General features: G+C 43.0%; 19 protein-coding genes and 2 pseudogenes. 10 read left to right on the top strand and 11 right to left on the bottom strand.

What is annotated here, in order from left to right; genetic code table 11:
- Nucleotides 1-5 precede the first annotated feature (5 nt).
- Nucleotides 6-185, top strand: a complete 180-nt coding sequence (locus tag Vt282_RS18080; RefSeq protein WP_162064290.1) for a hypothetical protein — start codon at nt 6-8, stop codon at nt 183-185.
- A gap of 59 nt (nt 186-244) precedes the next feature.
- Here Vt282_RS18080 and Vt282_RS18085 read toward each other — a convergent pair whose 3' ends face one another.
- Complete coding sequence (locus Vt282_RS18085; protein ID WP_162064291.1) at nt 245-1,741, bottom strand: sulfatase family protein; 1,497 nt, start codon at nt 1,739-1,741, stop codon at nt 245-247.
- Nucleotides 1,742-1,856: 115 nt separating this feature from the next.
- Nucleotides 1,857-2,969, bottom strand: coding sequence for an anaerobic sulfatase maturase (locus tag Vt282_RS18090; RefSeq protein ID WP_232055200.1), 1,113 nt, complete (start codon nt 2,967-2,969; stop codon nt 1,857-1,859).
- Nucleotides 2,970-3,383: 414 nt separating this feature from the next.
- On the opposite strand from Vt282_RS18090, the pseudogene Vt282_RS18095 reads away from it, so the two are divergent.
- The 3 genes and pseudogenes from Vt282_RS18095 to Vt282_RS18105 all read left to right on the top strand — a co-directional run bounded on the left by Vt282_RS18095 (nt 3,384) and on the right by Vt282_RS18105 (nt 5,789).
- A pseudogene (locus Vt282_RS18095) lies at nt 3,384-4,624 on the top strand (DEAD/DEAH box helicase).
- A 76-nt stretch (nt 4,625-4,700) separates the two neighbouring features.
- A pseudogene (locus Vt282_RS18100) lies at nt 4,701-5,386 on the top strand (tRNA (adenine(22)-N(1))-methyltransferase).
- Between the two features lie 37 nt (nt 5,387-5,423).
- On the top strand, nt 5,424-5,789 hold the full coding sequence (locus Vt282_RS18105; RefSeq protein ID WP_162064292.1) for a hypothetical protein: 366 nt from the start codon (nt 5,424-5,426) through the stop codon (nt 5,787-5,789).
- Nucleotides 5,790-5,868: 79 nt separating this feature from the next.
- Here Vt282_RS18105 and pcp read toward each other — a convergent pair whose 3' ends face one another.
- From pcp to Vt282_RS18145, 8 genes are all read right to left on the bottom strand, one after another.
- Complete coding sequence (gene pcp, locus Vt282_RS18110; RefSeq protein WP_162048317.1) at nt 5,869-6,507, bottom strand: pyroglutamyl-peptidase I; 639 nt, start codon at nt 6,505-6,507, stop codon at nt 5,869-5,871.
- 8 nt (nt 6,508-6,515) lie between these two features.
- Nucleotides 6,516-7,421, bottom strand: coding sequence for a DUF979 domain-containing protein (locus Vt282_RS18115; RefSeq protein ID WP_162064293.1), 906 nt, complete (start codon nt 7,419-7,421; stop codon nt 6,516-6,518).
- A gap of 2 nt (nt 7,422-7,423) precedes the next feature.
- Nucleotides 7,424-8,128: a DUF969 domain-containing protein gene (locus Vt282_RS18120; protein ID WP_162064294.1), complete on the bottom strand. Its 705-nt coding sequence runs from the start codon at nt 8,126-8,128 to the stop codon at nt 7,424-7,426.
- Between the two features lie 313 nt (nt 8,129-8,441).
- Nucleotides 8,442-8,660 (bottom strand): DUF3820 family protein, encoded by a 219-nt coding sequence (locus Vt282_RS18125; protein ID WP_162048320.1) that lies wholly within the window; start codon nt 8,658-8,660, stop codon nt 8,442-8,444.
- A gap of 125 nt (nt 8,661-8,785) precedes the next feature.
- Nucleotides 8,786-9,463 carry a DUF3313 domain-containing protein gene (locus Vt282_RS18130; RefSeq protein ID WP_162064295.1) on the bottom strand — a complete coding sequence of 226 codons (678 nt, stop codon included), beginning with the start codon at nt 9,461-9,463 and terminating at the stop codon, nt 8,786-8,788.
- 95 nt (nt 9,464-9,558) lie between these two features.
- On the bottom strand, nt 9,559-9,903 hold the full coding sequence (locus Vt282_RS18135) for a helix-turn-helix domain-containing protein (RefSeq protein ID WP_162048322.1): 345 nt from the start codon (nt 9,901-9,903) through the stop codon (nt 9,559-9,561).
- 270 nt (nt 9,904-10,173) lie between these two features.
- Complete coding sequence (locus Vt282_RS18140) at nt 10,174-11,340, bottom strand: D-alanyl-D-alanine carboxypeptidase family protein (RefSeq protein ID WP_162048323.1); 1,167 nt, start codon at nt 11,338-11,340, stop codon at nt 10,174-10,176.
- 183 nt (nt 11,341-11,523) lie between these two features.
- Nucleotides 11,524-11,871, bottom strand: a complete 348-nt coding sequence (locus Vt282_RS18145) for an NADH:ubiquinone oxidoreductase (RefSeq protein WP_162048324.1) — start codon at nt 11,869-11,871, stop codon at nt 11,524-11,526.
- Nucleotides 11,872-12,654: 783 nt separating this feature from the next.
- Here Vt282_RS18145 and Vt282_RS18150 point away from each other — a divergent pair.
- The 6 genes from Vt282_RS18150 (at nt 12,655) to Vt282_RS18175 (ending at nt 18,246) form a co-directional block, all read left to right on the top strand.
- The gene (locus Vt282_RS18150) at nt 12,655-12,864 is read left to right on the top strand and encodes a cold-shock protein (RefSeq protein WP_075650916.1); all 210 of its coding nucleotides are present in this window, start codon (nt 12,655-12,657) and stop codon (nt 12,862-12,864) included.
- A gap of 70 nt (nt 12,865-12,934) precedes the next feature.
- Nucleotides 12,935-13,474, top strand: a complete 540-nt coding sequence (locus Vt282_RS18155; RefSeq protein WP_162064296.1) for a YaeQ family protein — start codon at nt 12,935-12,937, stop codon at nt 13,472-13,474.
- A complete protein-coding gene (locus Vt282_RS18160; RefSeq protein ID WP_162064297.1) occupies nt 13,467-14,000 on the top strand; it encodes a hypothetical protein in 534 nt (177 codons plus the stop codon). Before Vt282_RS18155 ends, Vt282_RS18160 begins: the two co-directional genes overlap by 8 nt.
- A gap of 195 nt (nt 14,001-14,195) precedes the next feature.
- The gene (locus Vt282_RS18165) at nt 14,196-15,623 is read left to right on the top strand and encodes a sensor histidine kinase (RefSeq protein ID WP_162064298.1); all 1,428 of its coding nucleotides are present in this window, start codon (nt 14,196-14,198) and stop codon (nt 15,621-15,623) included.
- Complete coding sequence (locus tag Vt282_RS18170; protein ID WP_162064299.1) at nt 15,620-16,321, top strand: response regulator; 702 nt, start codon at nt 15,620-15,622, stop codon at nt 16,319-16,321. The genes Vt282_RS18165 and Vt282_RS18170 overlap by 4 nt, the downstream gene beginning before the upstream one ends.
- A 539-nt stretch (nt 16,322-16,860) precedes the next feature.
- On the top strand, nt 16,861-18,246 hold the full coding sequence (locus tag Vt282_RS18175) for an SLC13 family permease (protein WP_162064300.1): 1,386 nt from the start codon (nt 16,861-16,863) through the stop codon (nt 18,244-18,246).
- Between the two features lie 65 nt (nt 18,247-18,311).
- On the opposite strand, the gene hmpA is transcribed toward Vt282_RS18175, so the two are convergent.
- Nucleotides 18,312-19,508: an NO-inducible flavohemoprotein gene (gene hmpA, locus Vt282_RS18180; protein WP_162064301.1), complete on the bottom strand. Its 1,197-nt coding sequence runs from the start codon at nt 19,506-19,508 to the stop codon at nt 18,312-18,314.
- Between the last annotated feature and the right edge of the window lie 145 nt (nt 19,509-19,653).

Here is a 19,653-nt window from a genome sequence, read left to right on the forward strand (position 1 = left end):
TGAGTATGAACAATGAAGCACTTAGAATCTTATATGAACAGGTGGATATGTTATCCCCAAACGAAAAAGCGCAATTGGAGAAATATTTAAAACAACAGCCACGGAATAATGATGTTAAGGCAATCATCACTCAAGAAGAGCTTGATATGCTCTATTCCGTATCTGTAACGAAACCAAAGCGCTAAGTAAAAAATACCCCCAGCGAAAGCTAGGGGATATTAGTTATTGCACTTTAATCTGATAATTACGCTTTTGGCTTGCTGTGATGATTCAGCAAAATATCGTCTTTCTCGATCTCTTTACGGTATTCTTGGTAAGCCTTAGTCAGCTCTTCAATCTTCGCTTTCATCTCAGGTTTACCAATCAAGTTAAATACCTCATACGGATCTTGTTCGATATTGAACAGGTATTTACCTTTGCCATCACGGTCGATAATCAACTTAAAATCATCAACACGAATCGCGTATTCGTTGATTGGATCATCTTGATAAGGCATATCAATCGTCCAGATCATTGGTTTAGTACGCTCTACTTCACCACCTTTAAAGGTATTCGTGAACGATGTACCATCAATTGCACGGTCCGTTGGCAGCTCAAAACCAATCATCTCAGACAACGTAGGTACGATATCTAGGCCGTATACTGGCTCATGAGAACTTGAACCTTCCTTAATGCCCGCTCCTGCCATGATAAGAGGTACGCGAATGCCACCTTCAAACAGGTTATCTTTACGTCCACGTAGACCACCCGTTTCACCTGCCATGTTCAGTTCCCATGGTTTACGAGCTTCACGCGTTACCGGGCCATTATCTGAAGAGAATAGGAAGATTGTATTTTCGTACTCACCGATTTTTTTCAGTTCGTCAACGATGCGACCTAGTTGAGCATCCATGAACGTGATGTTGGCATAGTATTCGCCTTGACCACGGTATGGCTGACCTTTCCAGTCCCAGTGGTATAGATCTGGGTTTTTCTTCGCGAAATCCGTAATGTAATCGCTGTACATATCCAAATATTCTTTTGGCGAAGCGATTGGCGTATGAACTTCTGGGAATGGTACATACAAGAAGAATGGCTGCTCTTTATCAATACTATTCAGCCATTGAATCGATTCATCCGCGACAACGCCACCAGCGAAGTCATTGGTTTCACCCACAGGTTTACCATTGCGAATAAAGTTGTCTGGGTAAATTTTACCGTGACGAAGACTGCCATCTTCACGAGGCTTTTCTACTTTGGCGTTCTTCTGCCAGCCTGCGTACATTGCAAATGAATAATCAAAGCCTAGGTCGTCAGCTTGTGGGTGATCATCCATGTGTGCGCCACCGTTTAGGTGCACTTTACCCATTAATGCCGTGTTGTAACCTTCATCTTTTAGCATGTGAGCCAACGTGCGTTCGCCCCAACCAATGTGAACGTTTTGGCTATCTGGGATCCATGAACGAATACCCGTACGGTAAGGAGTACGTCCTGTTAGCATACCCGCGCGCGATGGGGAACAAAGAGGAGCTGGCGCGTAGTATTGAGTGAACTTAATACCTTCAGCAGCTAGTGCGTCAATATTCGGCGTTTTTACGATTTGATGACCGTAAGATGCCAAGTCGCCATAGCCTAAATCATCGACATAAAATAACACCACGTTTGGTTTGTCTGACGATTTTGTTTCCGTTGTCGCATTGCTTGCACAAGCTGTTGTTGCCACCATCATGGTGATAGCGCTTGCTAGTAATGTCTTTTTCATTATTTTTCCTTTTATTGAAAATCCATGGATTTTCATCCACTGCTCATTGCACGACAATCTAGGAGATAGATCGCCGCACAAAGAATTCCTGCTAATGTTTTAAGCTCGCTGCTAATTAAAGAATGTTGTTCACTATGTATCGCATCGCGCCTTCGGTTTGCTTAAAGAACAGCTTGTAGGATTGGCACAGATGATTTTCACCATTGGGTTTGGTGTGGTTAGGGCAACCACCATTACATAGGTTTAGATACTCACACTTACCACAACGACTCACATTGCGTAACGTTAAAAACTGTTTGTGTTGGTTAGACTGGATAGATTCGGCGAACGAGTGCTGCATAATGTTGCCAACTTTGAATCGGTCTTCGACAAAATGGTCACACGAATAAAGATCGCCATTCGATTCAATCACGAGCGGCGCACCACACTGCTTTTGGTTAAAGCATATTAAAGCGTACCCGTTCGCATAATATGACAGTGAGCTTTCAAAGTTCATGACGAACATAAAGCCAATATCTTGCTCAACCCACTCTTTGAAGACATCCAGCAAGAACTTACCAAACCCTTTCTCAGGCACGGTAAATCCAACTGGTGTGTTCTTTTTGTATGTCACAATTGGGATAAACTGGATATAACGAACGCCAATGCTCTTTAGATTGTTGTAGACCGACTTACCCTTATTGAAGTTGGCGCTATTGACGGTACAAAGTACGTTGTACTCAACTTGATAATCATTAAGCAATTTAATGGCATCTTTTACGGCCTGGTAAGTACCTTTACCCGAGGTACTGATGCGATATTGATCGTGCGCAGCTTGTGTACCATCAAGCGAGATACCAACCAGAAAATGGTTGGCTTTAAGGAACTCAACCCAAGATTTATTTAGCGCAATCCCATTGGTTTGGAGCGCGTTAGTGATCACTTTACCTGCCGCATGCTGCTTTTGTAACTCAACCACGCGCACAAAAAAGTCGAGCCCAGCAAGGGTCGGCTCACCACCCTGCCACACAAAATTCACTTGAGGCGTTGGTGATTCTTGGATGTATTTACAAATGAACGCTTCGAGTATTTCATCACTCATGGTATCCATTGGCTTGTCGCTCAGCGCATCTTTAGTACCTAAATAGAAGCAGTACTCACACTTGAGGTTGCATCTATCGCTAACCGGTTTAGCCATCACCGTAAAATTTGTATTAACCATGTCGTAACCGCTAAAACGCTCTTTCATAAACAAGAGCCCATCACTCAACACGTGATGAAAATGTAATGCAGAACCAATATTGTTAAACCGCGCATAGCGAAAACTCACCCAGCGTGAGATTTCGTTGAGTGTTCAATATTAGTGTTGATATTAGCGTTGGGTTCGAGCATCCATTGATGGATTATCGCTCTACCGAACGCGGTGCGGATAATACAGAGTTCTTATAAATTCAAACGAGACCAACTTCGCATTTATAACGCATGCAAACGTTTAAATTGCACCATATTGAGCTAAATATCACATTAAGTAACTGGGTTAGCGTACATTTTGAACATACAACAATGACCATCGCCAACTTTGTCTAACGCCAAAATCACGAGAATATGATAAAGTTCGCTTCCACCGCGAGACGGTTTTTATCAGTTTATATAGGTATAGCGCATGTCATTTGCTTCTCTTTCCCTTAACCCTCTTCTGATCCAAGCGCTCCCTGCCCAAATCAAACAGCCAACAAAAATTCAATCTCTAGCAATAAAGCAATTGATGGCCAACGAGAATCTATTGGCACAAGCCAATACGGGTAGCGGTAAAACGTTCGCTTATGGTTTACCTATGCTCAATAACGCGTTGAAACCTTCAAACGATTCGCAAGGACTGGTTCTAGTGCCAACTCGAGAGCTCGCTATACAGGTTCAACAGGCCCTTGCTGCCATTGCCGAATCTCTTAGCCTGTCAGTCGTCTGTTTGTGTGGGGGCGTTGACAAATCTGAGCAAATCGAAGCATTAGCGAAAAGACCCAATATATTGGTTGCAACGACCGGTCGACTGCTGGATTTAGTGAATAGCGGCGAGTTCAACTTAAAACAAATCTCAAGCCTAGTTCTGGATGAAGCCGATCGAATGCTAGACATGGGCTTTGGAATGATGTGGTATCCATTGCTGAGAAAATTAATCCAAGTAGCCAAATCGCGATGTTTTCAGCCACTTTTAGCGACGCATTAAAGCAAAAAGCGCAGCAATTAATGCCAGTCGCAAAACAGGTTTCGGCACATCAGGAAAACAGCACCAATCAAGATATTTCAGAGCAGCTCTACTTGGTAAACAAAGGCAGTAAAACCAAAGCACTCATTCATTTGTTTGAAAAGCAGCAATGGCAGCAAGTATTGGTCTTTATTGGCGCAAAAGATAATGCCGATGCGTTAACTAAAAAGCTAACCAAGGCGGGTATCGCCGCAGCAGCACTACATGGTAACAAGAGCCAAGCTGAGCGAGAGCAAGTACTGAATGATTTTAAACACGGTTCAATCAAAATGTTGATTGCCACTGATCTTCTTGCGCGTGGCGTACATGTTGAGCAACTACCGGCAGTGATTAACTTTGAACTCCCAGACCATGCAGAGGTTTATGTTCATCGCGTTGGACGCACCGCGCGTGCAGGTCATAAAGGTTTAGCGATTTCCTTGGTTTGCCACGGTGAAACGCAAGCACTCAATGCGATTCGCCAACTTACGCAACGTGAATTACCAACCACGGAGCTTGCAGAATTTCCAGTAACCGATACACCTGCGAGCAGCACAAGCAAGCGCGCACCTCGCGATAAGCAGGCAAACCGACGCACAGCTAACAAGAGAAGCATCAAGCAGTTTCAGTCTAAATCACGTCCAACTCGTGGCGGTAAATAACCGCTAACCGAAGCGCTACTCAAGGTTGAGAAAATGTGTAAAATACGCCAGCTTTTTATCCGCTGGCGTATTAATTTTGAAACTGAGTAAACGACTTCAATGCATCGACCAATTGGTCACCGAACACTACGATCATATTTGGGACTGCTGTTGTGATCATGGTCTATTAGGCCTCACGCTACTTGAGCGTAAAGCGGCTTCCAAGATACATTTTGTTGATATCGTACCTGAACTTATTAGTAGCGTTGAACAAAAGCTGCAGCGTTTTTACAGCCAAGACGTAAGTCAATGGCAAGTTCATTGTATGGATGTCGCAAAACTACCGCTCGAGCACCACGCAGGCAAACATCTTGTCATTATTGCAGGCGTTGGCGGCGACTTAATCACCCAGTTTATCGCTGCAATTCATGCCCAAAATCCAGAGCTCGACATTGATTTTATTCTTTGCCCTGTACATCATCTGTTTACTCTAAGACATCAATTAAATCAGCTTCACTTTACGTTGAAAGACGAAGTCTTAGTCAAAGATAACCAACGTTTTATGAAGTCATTAAGGTATCTTCCACCGTCACTAATCAACGCTCGGTAAGCTTAGTTGGCGATCAGATTTGGTGCGCACAATCCGCAGAGCAAGTGGCACTGATTGAAGAATACAAGAACAAAACCTTGCAGCACTACCAAAGAATTCAACAAGGAAACAAAAAAGACGTCTCTGAGGTTATTGCCCAGTACACACAAATTGAACTAAAAAGTTCGCATTAATCCTTTCAGAATGTCCAAGCGAAAATGAGAAGCTCATATGGATTTAGTCTGCCCAAAACTTATCGAGGTACTTGTCGTCAACGAGAAAGTTCAGCCACAAGGTTTGATGCTGAATTTTATTTCTTTGTGCACGTTTTGTTTCCTATTAACAGCACCGTACCAATTTCCTCTTATTGGTGATCCATGGTGGATAAAACTAATTACTGCCGTTTGCTGTACGATTGGCGTCTTCGCGATCGGACTTATCAGCATTGACCGATGGGTTGAACATCGAACCTATCGTGCTCTAATTGTTCTCGAACCGAGTAGAAAGCATGTTGCGAAATTGATTGAAGGTTCACGCTTACTGGGTATTTCCAACGCACAATATATTGCTTTAAAACGTTACCTTGAGAGTTTTTAACATGATAAACAGAAAAGCGGATGAGATATAAAAACGCCGAGCTATAGCTCGGCGTTTTAACTCAAGAGTCCAATTCACATTAGCAGATTTGACCAGCGCCAATCACCATATCTTGTTGGTTGTCTAGCGTCGCTTGTGCAACCAAGCGCAACCCTTCAACAATCACATCCAAAGACATGGTCGCTTGATTACCTGAGGTATCTTGCTCCGGAAGCAGAGGAATGTGCACAAAACCATGCCCTACTTGCTTATCACGCAAGTAATGTTGAATACCATAAAACACATGGTTACACACAAACGTACCCGCCGAGTTTGAAACCTGACAAGGAATACCCTGCTCTTGCAGTGTCTTAGTAATCGCTTTGATCGGCAATGTACTAAAGTACGCGTCTGGACCATCTACATAAACAGGTTCATCAATGGGTTGATTGCCACCGTTATCCGGAATGCGGAAATCATCAACGTTAATCGCTACACGCTCAGGAGTTATACCCGCACGACCAGCCGCTTGACCGACCGTAATAACAAAATCCGGTTTATGCGTTTCGATTGCCGCGATGATCGCATCCAATGATTCATAACGCGTGACTGGCACTTCACATGTCACGATTTCACCACCGTTTAACTCCGCGTTAGCCAAGCGTTTTACCGCTTCTAATGCAGGGTTAATCGTCGCGCCACCAAAAGGCTCAAAACCAGTAATCAGTACTTTCTTCATAGTTATTCTCAAAACGCAAAGGTGTACATAACACCGATATTAAAAATCAAGATACTTAGGCCAGGAATAACCTGCATCAAAATAACATGGTGTTTATTCTTTAACTCTAATAGTGCCGCAGGTACCACGTTAAAGTTTGCCGCCATTGGTGTCAGCAGTGTACCGCAGTAACCAGACAACATACCAAGTACGCCAATGATCGCCGCATTACCACCATTTTCCACGATAAGGAGTGGAATACCGATACCAGTGGTAATTACCGCAAACGCTGCAAAAGCATTACCCATAACGATGGTAAACAGTGTCATACCCGCACAGTAAGCAATCACCTTCACGAATAGCATGTTGTCAGGGATCATCAGTTTTACGATTTCAGCAACCGTATCACCTACGCCAGCCTGACTAAACAGATAGCCAAGCGCCGCTAAGAATTGAGATAAAATCGCTGCCCAACCAATTGAATCAATCAAACGACGTCCTTCTTGGAGCGCATTTGAAGCACGACTCTTAGTGATCGCGAGAGCAACGATAATCGACGCAATCGAACTGATACCTAAACCGACCAAAGCGCCCAATGAAGTAAACTGACTAATTAGCACCGTACCGACTGGCACAACGATGGCTGGAATAAACAGCTTGTTTTTGAGCACCGATGCCGTCGCCTTACGCTCCTCATCGGTTGTTGTGCCGTAGTTCCCCGTTCCCATAAAACCACCAGCAGCCAAAGCCGTTAGCATCAATACTAAGATACCCGTGATCCAGTTCGGGATCAGAGCACCAAATAGGAAGGTCACACCATAGATCAGCCAGAACAAACCTGTGCCGATTCGTTTACTGTTATTCTTGTCGAGAAAAGTTTGCAGTGAAAATGCCAACAGTAAGAAACCCGTGGCTTGATATACGTACTCTAACATGACTATTTGCCCCCTTCTTCTGCCGCAACGTGCTCAGTAGAGGCCTTACTCTGGATTTTTGCGCCAATAAACTTACTGTAAATACCAAACACCATAAAAGACATGATCGCTGTTGGCAACGCCCACAATGCCATTGTCTCTAATTGCACATCCAATTGGCTGTCGTTCATCACACCTTTGATAAGCAACAGACCGCCCGTACCAATAAATAGAAGTTGGCTAAAGAAGTTGCCGAAGTTCTCACAGGCTGCTGACAGCGCTCGAATGGTTTGGCGCTTTTCATCACTGAGTTCTGGGTTTGATTTTTCTGCCGCCGCTTCTGACATTGGCGCAATAAGCGGACGGATCATTTGTGGGTGGCCACCGATATTTAATCCTAATCCATTAGTCAGCTTACGTAGTAGCAAATAGGTCATTAGAATCTTGCTTACCGAAGCCTTTTTCATTGAACCTATCAGCTCATCAGCGCGTTGACGCAGACCAAATCGCTCCAAAATACCGATCATAGGTAAAACGAGAATGAAAAGTGACATATAGCGGTTTTGGGTGAACGATTGCCCTAAGGTCGATAAAATATCCATCACTGCAATATCAGCAACCAATCCCGTTGCTACTCCAGCAGCCAAAATTACGAGCAAGGTATTTTGCTTTAACGCAAGCCCTACTGTAATTATTACAATGCCAATCAATGGCCATAAATCAATCATGTGGTTACTCTTTACTGCCTGTATTTATTATTGTTATCTCGACATTCTTCGTTCCGTAACATGCAAACTTTTTTATAATCGTTCGCAAACCAGTTCAGAACAAAATTTCATCGAGTTTGTCTAATTTTCAACGCGTTAACGTTACGCGATGACAATTGCAGTATAAGAGTGGAAAATTACGTGCTTCAATCACATTTATTTGTGATTTCCAGCAAAATTATTCAGTAAAAATGTGATGAGATCGGAACAGTTTCATCACATCTCTTTGTAACAATACAAAACGCTTCGCTCAGGATAACCAAGCAGAGCGCCTCTAATTTCGATACTTCAACGGCTTCACGACCGAATCTAATCCCTCAATTTTGAGCGCTAAACAAAGCTTGAGCAAATCTCCAAGTTCACCTTCCGGCCAGCCCTTCTTATCGAACCAAAGCAGGTATTCCTCTGGTAGATCAATTAAATAACGCCCCGCATATTTACCAAATGGCATTTGCATACGTGCAAGTTTAAGTAGATTTTCTTTTTGTAGCATCGCGATGATTTATTGGATGGTTTATGGGAAGAGTAACCTGATTGCACGCAAGTTTAAATAGTGATTGTTCGCAGAAGAAAAGCGCTAAATTCTATTAGCGCTCGACACAGATTCACCGCAAATAACTACGAGTTAGGATGCTGCCAACGATCTAGCGTCACAGCCAAACGTTCGATCCAAAAATTGATCGCATCTTTTGCATCGTCGAGCGAATCAATCATAGTTGAGAAGTCTTTATTACCTGACTGGCGATCAATTGCAGCGAAGAGAGGCTGTCCATTTTTAGAATCACTGACGAGTAGTTCAACACTCGCACTGCCTACGTTCGTATGCTCACCAGTTGTTACTTTTGATATGGTTGAGATTGCTAGCCCAAAAGGTAGGACACTACTCGTTACTGCTAAAATTGGGTTTGGCGTTTCAACATTGCTTAACGCAATACTCAAGCGGAGTGTGGTATCACTCTGGGTGTCTACCACTCGTTTGTAAGGAGAAATTGTGTGTTTAATACGGTCAACCAAATACCGGGTTAACTCTTTTACGTCCTGATCATCGATACTATTTTCATCTGTCACAACAAACACCTGATCAATAATGATCGAATCATATTGAGCGAGTTTTTGTTGCAAGCGTTGAGGATCACGTAAGCCGAATTTTGCCCATACCAGATCAACACCACCCTCCGGACCCTGAGTGAAATCTTCATAAGAAGTAAATTTCGTCGCTTTAACTACTGGCCCTTGGCCGCATCCTAACATTAGGATGGTAAATCCAATCAACAACCAGGTTCTTACATGCACCATAAATCACTCCTTAACGTGAAATCATTTAAGGAATGAAATACTATAAAATCACAACTTAATATGCAACAGGGCTAATACCATCAGTCGGCAACACCTCAGTGCGTCACGCGATGGAGATATTCCACAACAACCTGGTTACCCTCAATATAAGCACGCTTGATTTCACCATCGACAGTCATACGGCTCTCTAAGTAAACCTCTTTTACCTCTGATTGTGAACGCAAAGAAGGGACAACTCTTGCTGTCTCTAAGTTCAATAGATGACAAAAGCGCGATACAAATGCCATTGATAGAGGATGCTCGCCGCGCAAAATGCGAGAAAATTCAAGCTGGCTGATGCCTAATTTTTTTGCAAACTCCATCTGCGTTAAACGCATTTTTGATTTTTGCGACATCCATACTTGATACAAAGCTTCACTATCTTTTGCGGTAAATTCCATACTAAATTCCTGTTGCTACCAGCCCTAATACAATTTGTTGGGCATTGTGGCGAATTCGCCCAACGCAATGTCAGTATTTGGTAAGGGGAAGTTAAGAGTTGAGATAAATCTTGTCAGTGCGTGTGACTGCTCGCGCCTCGCGTGAAATTTCTCTAATGTTTCTCTAAACACCGTGAACTCGAGGAGAAGTTAAAGCAGTGTACGAGGAGTTAAAAGCAAACAGGCGAACCTCTCGGCCCGCCTGTTTTACAGTATGGATATACGTCTTAATTACAACCAACTAGAAATCAGCATCTTAAACCAGTCGATAATACGTTTGAAAATGCTTCCCTCTTCTACAGATTCAAGTGCAACTAAATCGGATTTAGCCACTTCATTTCCATTTACACTGTATATCACTTGGCCTAATACTTGCCCTTCAGTAAGAGGTGCTTTTAGCTCTTGATCAAACACTAGCTCTGCATCGACTTTGTTAGCATCAGACTTTGGCAGCGTAATGTATATATCTTTCTCTGTACCTACTTTTACCGTATCAACGCTACCCATCCAAACTTGTGGTTCATTGATAGGTTTGCCGGCTTTACTCGCAAGTACGGTATCAAAGAAACGGAAACCATAACTCAACAACTGTTTGCTCTCAGATTCACGGCTTTTAGTGCTACTCGCCCCCATCACAACAGAAATCAAGCGCATTTCACCGCTAGTCGCAGAGGTTGCTAAGCTGTAACCCGCTCCACTGGTATAGCCCGTTTTCATACCGTCAACATTCATGCTTCGGTCACGCAATAGACCATTACGGTTGTATTGAGTAATACCGTTGTAAGCAAAGGACGTTTCACTGTACAGCGGATAAATCGCAGGGAGATCGCGAATAATCGCTTGGCTCAATAATGCAATATCATAAGGTGTTGAGAACAACCCATCGCTGTCTAGACCGTGTGGGTTGGTAAATGCGGTGTTATTTAACCCTAACTGTGCAGCCCAGTTGTTCATCAAGCTAACAAAGGCAGCCTCGCTTCCCGCGACGTGTTCTGCAATCGCGACGCTTGCGTCATTACCTGATTGAACAATCAAACCTCGGTATAGATCAGACAATTTTACTGTCGTGCCAACTTCAATAAACATCTTGGATGAATCAGGGAAGTTCTTAGCCCACGCGTTTTGACTTATGGTTACTTTATCTTCAAGCGTAATATTGCCCGAATTCATCTCTTGGCCCGCGACGTACGCGGTCATCAGTTTGGTCAAACTCGCTGGGTTAAGTGGTTGGTGAGCATTCTTCTCCACCAGCACTTGCCCTGTGTTGTAATCCATCAAAACGTAACCTTTCGCGCCTAGAGCAGGAGGATCAGGCGTAATGGAAGGCGCTGCTAGCAAAGTCGGCGCATAAAAGGCGTTCAACAACAAAGCGGCAGATAATAAGTGTTTTGTTTGCATTGCTTCTTACCAATTAAAAATCTCGTCCCAGTATATTGAAAGCGTAGGCGGTTTCAGCCCTTCTGTTACGCTTAGTTACTGTTATACAACATTTGTGGTAAATAAATGTGAACTGGCTTTAGCAACGGAATCCCGCGCACAAAAAAGCCAGCAACTATGCTGGCTTTTCATCTAAACAATTTATTAGGCCACGTTAGGCACTTTGGTTATCGAATCTCGGTAACTAAACCACAAGTAAGTGACAACTAATGAGAAAAATAGATACGACAGTGCAAAAACCAGTGGCGAAGTAATGAGGTCATGCGATAAACCGAGTGCTACGCCAGCGATCGTAATCGTCAGCTTAGAAAACAGCCCGAGGATCAAAAGCAACAGAGCCAACTGCGGAAAACGAGTAGTACGGAACGCAAACCAATAACAGCTGCCTACAGCCATTGCGGCCACAGCTAAACCAAGCATAAATGAATGAAAATGGTCAGCAGATGCTGCCCCAGCCGATACCGATGCCATTAGAATTAGAACTAGTTTCATAGCGATTAGCCTTAGTAAGTGGTTAAAAGCATCCTTTCATTAATGAAAACTCATTTTACGTACATTTTCGCATCAAATTTGGGAATTTCAACCCTTGAAGCACGAGTTTTTCACCTCAAATTCCACCCTTCAAATTGAGTAACATAAAAGCAACATTTAATGATATTAATTATGCTTTATTTTAGTACGTTAGCGTAATCACTTAAGCACAACCGCAATTTGTAACACTACGTTAACATGTGTCTTTTCTATATTATTTTCTAAGTTGTGACCTTATCACCCTAAACCTTCTGTTTAGATCCTGGTCATACCACTCTGCTTGACTTATGTAACACGTCAGCCTCACGCGAATGACGCCGACGTTTGTATATATCACAGCCCTTTTTTGGCAACCGACAACTGATTTTATAGCCGCTAAATTGACTATTTTGGTAATAAGCCCCTCAATGTAATTGGGCAACATTGCACATGACATTTGATTATTAAGAACAGTATTCGCTATATACATAAATTTGCGTCAAATATAAGTTAGCGCATATAAATTTTTGATTAAAAATAACTAATGCGATATGGAGTTCAAATAATTAATCCAAATTCACTTGAATTTTATTGACTTAGATTGGTTAAACCTTAGACTGTTTATTAGCTAGAAACGGTTCTTGTCTAGAACGCCGTTCCGTTGGAACTTCTGTATTTCTCCGTGACGTCGTGCGCAATAGCAATCTCCTTTTCCACGCTATCCGTGCCGCTTTAGGCTTAACAGTGAAACAATAGGATATACAGATGTCAGATACAGTGACTGGTACAGTAAAATGGTTTAACGAAACTAAAGGTTTCGGCTTCATTAAACAAGAGAACGGCCCAGACGTATTCGCACACTTCAGTGCAATTACTGGTGACGGCTTCCGCACTCTTACTGAAGGCCAAGCTGTTGAATTCAGCATTACTCAAGGTCAAAAAGGTCCACAAGCTGAGAACATCAAAGTTCTTTAATTTGTTGCCAAAATAGATTTTAATAGCCAGCTAATTTAGCTGGCTATTTTCATTTTGGATAACTATAAATATGGCGCTCAAACCAACCATCTATAAATTCCGCATTGCGCTTTCTGATACTAATCGTGATTATTACGACTCACTTTCTTGTACCATTGCATTGCACCCTTCAGAAACGACGACGCGAATGATGGCGCGAGTCATGGCGCTTTGTCTCAATGCTGAACCCGAGTTAGTTTTCACCAAAGGTCTATCAACCATTGAAGAGCCAGACCTATGGCATAAAGCACTCGATGGTACTATCGAACACTGGATTGAAGTTGGTGAACCGACCGTTGATCGCGTTAAAAAAGCCACCCGCTTAGCTAAAAAAGTGCAAATCTATGCATTTAACAGCAAATCTGACGTATGGTGGAACCAATCGAAGTCTAAACTTGCCCTTTTAAATGCCAACATTCACAAATTTGATGACCAAGGCATTGAAGCTTTAGGCGCAAATGTCCAACGCGGCATGGATTTATCGGTCATGATCGCAGGTAATACGTTATTTGTTGACAGCAGTGAAGGTTCGCACGAAATCCACTGGGAAACACTACAAAGCCATGATTGAGTTACAGCAAGCAATCAACGATATCAGCGCAGATCAACTCGCCTCAGTGAATTTCGATTCACCTCAATGGCAGTTGTTTGAAGATACCCATAAGGCGTTGTTTGCTCGTGTACAGAATGCGAAACCTGATAGCCCAATGCATTCACTGTTACTTGGGCTTTTAACCAAAGCACATATTGAAACAATCACTCGTGTATCAGCCCATACAAGCTCAGTTCAGGCAATGCATCACACACTGAAGCAAGAGCTCGGTAAAGATCATGCAGCCAACTTTCATTATCAAGATGGCGAGCAATTAGTGCTAGTGACGCATTTGTGGTTATATCTACAAGGTTATTTAGTCATGGACTTCAGTTTGGCTAATGACCATGCACTGCAATCAGCGACAGCATTGTGCAATGCTCTCGGTGGTGACATACAGCAACAATGCAGTGAATTTATGGCGAGCTTTTATTTAGGAAAACAAGTATCGCCTCAGCGACCCTCACACAGTCTACTGACTAAACTCAAACAGTTTTTCAGCTAGATGACTAGGTTACAAAGCTAACCTAAATTTTTTGCGACTGCTGAGATATAGCCAAACGGTCCAAGCGACGGCTGTTTGGCTATAAATTCGGTAGATTTTACCCTGCTTACCTAACGCAAATTTAGCTTATATTTCTTGCAGTTACGTTTTCTATCAAGTATAGAAAGATCACGCTTGTTGTAAACGTGTTAAAGCATGAAAATAAAAGATCGCCACTATCTACTGTTTTTGCTGTTTTTCCTAGTATTAAGCGGCATTCTCGCCGTCTTTGGCGTCATCACTAAAAAAGAGCTGATTGAAACAGATATCGCGATGCTATTTCTGTTGATCAATATTGTTTCAGGTTCCGTGCTATCCCCGATGTTTGCGTATTCAATATGCATCATCAACATCGTTATTTTTCACTACTTCGTTCTTCCGGACTTCAACTCATTTAATTTTAGCAACTTACAATATCTCATTACCTATTGCGTCTTAACCGCAAGTAGCTTCCTCGCAGTTCATCTCACTCAAGCGCAAAAACGCGAGCTTTATGCTAACCAGAAACTGCAACAACAGTTAGCAATTAGAAACGAACTGGCGCAAACAATATCAGCGTTGGCGACATCAAAACAAATTGCTACTGAAGCCGTCGCATTTTTACGTAAAAACTATCAAATCGAATCCGCCATTTACGCCGTATCACCCCACTGGCAGTGTTTGGCTCAAGACGCCGATTCCCAGACCTTTACTCTATTGTCGGAGTCAAAGCCTGCTCATCTCGACTATGTTCCATTTGCCGATGACACCAAACTGCTCGCGGAGTTGGTGGTGCGAAAAGATCAAGCAGATCGCATTGACACTTGGTTTACCTCTCTCGTCGCTATGTCACTGGCGCGCGCTAATGCAATGTCAGCACTGACGACAGCAGAGGCGAACAATCAGGCAGAAGTGATGCGAACAACGCTGCTGTCCTCTGTTTCTCACGATCTCAAAACTCCGCTTGGAACGATCATCGGAGCCGCCACTACGTTAAGCGATCCACATTTGCATCTCAGCGCCGAAGTCAGACACGAGTTGCTCCAATCCATTGCTCACCAAGGTGAGAGGCTGAATACCAGTTTGAGTAAGTTGCTCGATATTACTCGCTATACTTCGGGTTCTCTGCAGTTAAATCGAGATTGGACTGAGCCAGAGGAGTTGATTGGCAGTGCTTTGAAAAGACTCAAAACTCAACTGGGTGACCACCATTTATTGCTGGAAGGCGAACCTATGTTGGTGGATATAGATGCATTGTTGATAGAACAGGTGATCACTAATCTAGTGGAAAACGCGGCCAAATATAGCAGTGAAAACAGTGAGATAAACTTGCACTATGGTTATGATGATAAAGCATTTTTTATCAAAGTGAGTAACCCATGCCAAACCATTCCTGAAAACGCACTCGATAAAATTTTCGATCGTTTTTTTCGCTTGGACAACCATCACGTGAATGGAACCGGACTCGGATTAGCCATTTGCCGAGTCATTGTTTCAGCCCATGGAGGAACCATTTCTGTGCGTAACATCGATAGCTATGGGGTTGAGTTTACCGTGCGAATCCCATGTAACTTGCTGGATATAGAGAAGTGCCAAATATCATGAACTGTGAAACCAAAATACTTATCATTGAAGACGAAAAACCAATCAGCCGCTTCCTACAGGTCTTGATGAGTGGTCATGAATACCAAGTAAAAACGGTCGAAACTGCAAAGCAAGGACTGCTCTTGGTAGCAAACTGGTCTCCTCACCTGATCCTCCTTGATCTAGGTTTACCTGATCTCGATGGCGTGGCCTTGATAGAAGAAATTAGGGCTTGGAGCAACACGCCCATCATTGTTATTTCAGCAAGGAACAAAGAGTCCGACAAAGTCGCGACCTTAGATGCTGGCGCAAATGATTACTTAACCAAACCATTTGGTAGTGACGAATTACTCGCGCGTATTCGTGTCGCTCTACGATTAGCCGCTCGAGATCAAATCAGTATGCCGATGCGCTTTCAAATCTCAGATGTGACCATTGATCTTGGGCTTAAAAAAATCACTCGAAACGAAACTCCAATCAAGTTGACCAAAACTGAATATAACATCCTCAAATTCTTGTGCAGAAATGCCGGAAAAGTCATTACTCATAAACAGATTCTGCAAGAAGTCTGGGGCAACAATTACACCGAACACGCTCATTATGTTCGTATTCATGTTGCTCAATTGAGAAGAAAAATCGAACTCGATCCCGCTCAGCCAATGCATATCATCACCGAAACTGGTATTGGATATCGGCTAGTCGATGCTTGCGAGGTGTAGAGCTCATACAAATTTATAGCATCTTTATACTCTTAGGTTGAATCCTTACAACATATTTAAAGTAAAGCGGATATGCTGTACTCAACTGGTGAGTTCGATAGCTTTGCGGGGATTAGCGACTCTCAAACTCACTGGTTTTTGCACCCTTCTATTCATTGAAAAATGAAATTTAGCTTTGCTTAACAATGGGTATTCCTTAGCCGAATTCCATCACAAGCAGCCAGTAATGGTCGTAGTTACTGGCTTTTCTTTTTTCTATTTCCGTTTAGCTCATTCACCACACTGCCAAGCTATCTCAGCGCTTGTGACGTTGAAGTAAACTGAATCTTTATACTTTCTTTATACCCATACTGATTTCTATATAGAAAACATAAAACTAACGCATTTAATTTATTGTTAAATAGACACAGATTCATAACAAATCAACACACAACAAAACATGCTCAACGTTATGAAATCTGATTGAGTCACTCACCGCCGCTTAGTGCGAAAAACAAATAAAAGAGTGACCATTTCCAGCCAAGAAAGGAAACAAAACAATGAATAAGAACGACAGTATGCCGTTACCGACTAACACTCGGGAATGGCTAATAAACAAAAATAGTTTGATTATCATTGCAGACATCATTCTATTTGCCGTGATGTATCTCACTTTACCTTTCGATCCTAAGGTAGTGCTTGGGCTCTGCATCTTAGTCTTTATCGCCATACTTTGGTTAACCGAGGCACTCCACACCACGGTAACCGCAATTTTAATCCCTATTCTGGCGATTATCTTTGGTGTGTTTAACACCCAGACTGCGCTCAATAGTTTTGCCAACTCAATTATCTTTCTATTTTTAGGCGGATTTGCGCTCGCCGCCGCAATGCATCGTCAAGGCTTAGACCAAGTGATTGCTGACAAAGTATTGGTGATCGCCAAAGGAAAGTTGAGTGTTGCAGTATTTATGCTCTTTGGTGTTACTGCCATCTTGTCCATGTGGATCAGTAATACCGCGACTACTGCCATGATGCTACCGTTAGCGCTCGGTATTTTAAGTAAAGTGAATGAAAAAAGCGGCCACGGGACACATGTCTTCGTATTATTGGGCATCGCCTATAGTGCCAGTATCGGGGGTATGGGCACTATAGTCGGTAGCCCACCAAATGCGATTGCCGCTGCCGAGGTCGGGTTAACGTTCACCGAATGGATGAGCTTTGGCTTACCAATGGCTGCATTACTCCTTCCGATTGCCATCGCTGTCCTTTATTTCCTGCTCAAACCCGATCTTAATGGGGATTTTGAACTCAACACCGCGCCCGTTAATTGGGACAAAGGTAAAGTCGTCACTTTGGGTATCTTCCTAACCACCGTAACGTGCTGGATATTCAGTACACCTATCAACGCGATTGTTGGCGGGATTAAGAGTTTTGATACTGTTATCGCTCTGTGTGCGATCATCGCAGTGAGCTTTTGCCGTGTCGTACATTGGAAAGACATAGAGAAGAACACTGATTGGGGCGTATTGTTACTGTTCGGTGGCGGTATCTGTTTAAGTAACATCCTTAAAGTCACAGGAGCGAGCACATTTTTGGCCAATGCATTAAGTGAAGTCGTCGCTGGTTTAGGGTTGATTTTGGTGATTTTGCTACTAGCAGCATTTGTGGTGTTCTTAACTGAATTCGTGAGTAACACTGCGCTTGCAGCACTCTTTATTCCTTTGTTTGCGAGTGTTGCAGAAGCCTTTGGTATGTCACCAATTATGCTATCTGTCCTAATCGCACTTGCGGCGTCTTGTGCCTTTATGATGCCAGTTGCCACACCACCCAACGCAATTGTTTTTGGTACTGGCAAAATCAAGCAAAGTGAAATGATGCGCGTGGGTCTAATTCTGAACCTAGTCTGTATTGGTGTGTTGGGCGCGGTTGCTCTGATTTTCTGGTAACGTCTCGCTTCACCTTCGTTAACTTACAAAACATGCTGCCCAAGGGCAGCATGTTTTTATCCGAATTAAAGGCTTGCGTGTGGGCCAAAGACTTCATAATGAACACGCTCACGTGCGACACCTAACTCATCCAACTGGCTCACGACATGTTCCATAAATCCTAGCGGGCCACATAGGTAGAATTCACCATCAACCATTGGCAGTTCTGCGATGGCTTTCAGATCCATTATCCCCTGCTGATCGCGATACCAAACTTGGTGTTTCCACCCATGAGTATCCACCATGTTCTGAGTCTCAGAGGCAAAAGTATGTTGTGTCTCTGTCTCACAGGCATATAAGTAGTTCACATTCGCTTTATCTTGCGCGGCCAGAGTTTGCGCCATCGCTTGAATTGGGGTTGCACCAACGCCCGCCGCGATCAATACAACAGGATTATCTGTGGCTTGATAGAAGAAATCACCCGCCGGTGGATAGACCTTAATCACATCACCCACTTGAGATTGGTCGTGCAGATAGTTTGACACCTTGCCTTGGAAACTTTCATCGCCTTTTTGTAGCAATTCTCGCTTCACGGAAATACGGTAGTGATTGCCATTAGGCGCTTGAGACAGTGAATATTGACGAATTTCAACGTTCTCACTGTTCGTTGGTTTAACCTCAATACCAAGGTACTGTCCAGGCTTGTAACCAACGACTGGTTTGCCGTCTGCTGGTACTAGCTCAAAGCTCGTCACAAATTGTGATTCTTGAATCTTATTCGCGACAACAAAGTCACGCGTACCACGCCAACCACCATTCATACTCGCGTTCAATTGATATAACGTTTCTTCGCGATCAATAAAGATCTGCGCTAAAAACAGATATGCCGCTGTCCACGCTTCTTCCACTTCCGGAGTAAATGCCTCAGGAGCTAGCTCACGTAAGGTTTCAATCAAGTGATGGCCAACAATTTGATAATGTTCTGGTTGAATATTAAAGCTGGTATGTTTGTGCGCAATTCTCTCAACTGCTTGACTCAGTGCTGCAAGGTTCTCGATATTTTTCGCATAGGCAGCGACCGCTTCAAATAATGCCACACCCTGACGTCCAGTGCGTTGGTGAGTCATGTTGAAAATGTCTTTAAGTTCAGGGTTATGGCTGAACATGCGCTGATAAAAATATTGAGTCAATGCAGGACCAGCACTTTCTAGCAGAGGGATCGTGCTTTTAATAACTGCAATGTGTTGTTCGTTGAGCATAATTTTCTTTCTCCTGTACTCCATATCGTTGGAGTTTTTACTTCTTCATTGCAATTAGCATAAACAATGCCAGTTTTATAAATTAAGGTTTCACTTGGCTTTTCATCGCTTTACTATTAGAAATCATGTCAAATTGACACTTTTATAAGGTGTCATTATGACTCTATAA

Origin of the sequence: Vibrio taketomensis (assembly GCF_009938165.1) — a bacterium.
Lineage (GTDB): Bacteria > Pseudomonadota > Gammaproteobacteria > Enterobacterales > Vibrionaceae > Vibrio > Vibrio taketomensis.

Bases quoted from the DNA above. Each gene is read 5' to 3' on its own strand.
- Vt282_RS18125 (WP_162048320.1), bottom strand. From the start codon at position 8,660: ATGCTACAAAAAGAAAATCTACTTAAACTTGCACGTATGCAAATGCCA.
- Vt282_RS18145 (WP_162048324.1), bottom strand. From the start codon at position 11,871: ATGAAACTAGTTCTAATTCTAATGGCATCGGTATCGGCTGGGGCAGCA.
- pcp (WP_162048317.1), bottom strand. From the start codon at position 6,507: ATGAAGAAAGTACTGATTACTGGTTTTGAGCCTTTTGGTGGCGCGACG.
- Vt282_RS18160 (WP_162064297.1), top strand. From the start codon at position 13,467: ATGATTGAGTTACAGCAAGCAATCAACGATATCAGCGCAGATCAACTC.
- Vt282_RS18105 (WP_162064292.1), top strand. From the start codon at position 5,424: ATGGATTTAGTCTGCCCAAAACTTATCGAGGTACTTGTCGTCAACGAG.
- Vt282_RS18175 (WP_162064300.1), top strand. From the start codon at position 16,861: ATGAATAAGAACGACAGTATGCCGTTACCGACTAACACTCGGGAATGG.
- Vt282_RS18150 (WP_075650916.1), top strand. From the start codon at position 12,655: ATGTCAGATACAGTGACTGGTACAGTAAAATGGTTTAACGAAACTAAA.
- Vt282_RS18165 (WP_162064298.1), top strand. From the start codon at position 14,196: ATGAAAATAAAAGATCGCCACTATCTACTGTTTTTGCTGTTTTTCCTA.
- Vt282_RS18085 (WP_162064291.1), bottom strand. From the start codon at position 1,741: ATGAAAAAGACATTACTAGCAAGCGCTATCACCATGATGGTGGCAACA.
- Vt282_RS18120 (WP_162064294.1), bottom strand. From the start codon at position 8,128: ATGATTGATTTATGGCCATTGATTGGCATTGTAATAATTACAGTAGGG.
- hmpA (WP_162064301.1), bottom strand. From the start codon at position 19,508: ATGGAGTACAGGAGAAAGAAAATTATGCTCAACGAACAACACATTGCA.
- Vt282_RS18170 (WP_162064299.1), top strand. From the start codon at position 15,620: ATGAACTGTGAAACCAAAATACTTATCATTGAAGACGAAAAACCAATC.
- Vt282_RS18080 (WP_162064290.1), top strand. From the start codon at position 6: ATGAACAATGAAGCACTTAGAATCTTATATGAACAGGTGGATATGTTA.
- Vt282_RS18090 (WP_232055200.1), bottom strand. From the start codon at position 2,969: ATGAAAGAGCGTTTTAGCGGTTACGACATGGTTAATACAAATTTTACG.
- Vt282_RS18135 (WP_162048322.1), bottom strand. From the start codon at position 9,903: ATGGAATTTACCGCAAAAGATAGTGAAGCTTTGTATCAAGTATGGATG.
- Vt282_RS18155 (WP_162064296.1), top strand. From the start codon at position 12,935: ATGGCGCTCAAACCAACCATCTATAAATTCCGCATTGCGCTTTCTGAT.
- Vt282_RS18140 (WP_162048323.1), bottom strand. From the start codon at position 11,340: ATGCAAACAAAACACTTATTATCTGCCGCTTTGTTGTTGAACGCCTTT.
- Vt282_RS18130 (WP_162064295.1), bottom strand. From the start codon at position 9,463: ATGGTGCATGTAAGAACCTGGTTGTTGATTGGATTTACCATCCTAATG.
- Vt282_RS18115 (WP_162064293.1), bottom strand. From the start codon at position 7,421: ATGTTAGAGTACGTATATCAAGCCACGGGTTTCTTACTGTTGGCATTT.